This window comes from Telluria sp. AZSoR62, from assembly GCF_058111565.1.
This window is the reverse complement of record NZ_JBYTST010000244.1, coordinates 1-294: the sequence shown is the minus strand read 5'-3', so window position 1 is coordinate 294 and position 294 is coordinate 1. Positions and strand designations below refer to the sequence as shown.

Here is a 294-nt window from a genome sequence, read left to right as displayed (position 1 = left end):
CGAACCAGCAGCGTGGAACCTTCTGATCGGTGCAATGTCGAAGTCCTCCAACGCAGCTGACAAGGCTCACGCGGTGTGGCGTCTCATCACGCACGTCTTCGACGACGCGTCGTTGATGTACATCGAGGACCGGTTGATGGCGCCGGGAGATGATTTCGACCAGGCAATCCTGGAGAAGATTGTCCTCGCACTGATCGATCGTTGGACTCCGCAGTTGAACCGAGCGCAGCGTCGTGAGCTCGCCGGACGCAACCGCCGCTAGGTAGTGGCTGAACCGTGGGGCTCTGACCCCAC

1 protein-coding gene is annotated in these 294 nt (G+C 60.5%); it reads left to right on the top strand.

What is annotated here, in order from left to right; genetic code table 11:
* On the top strand, window positions 1-262 hold a 262-nt coding region (locus AC3XQU_RS23680), incomplete at its 5' end, for a hypothetical protein (protein ID WP_489876584.1).
* Window positions 263-294: the final 32 nt, after the last annotated feature.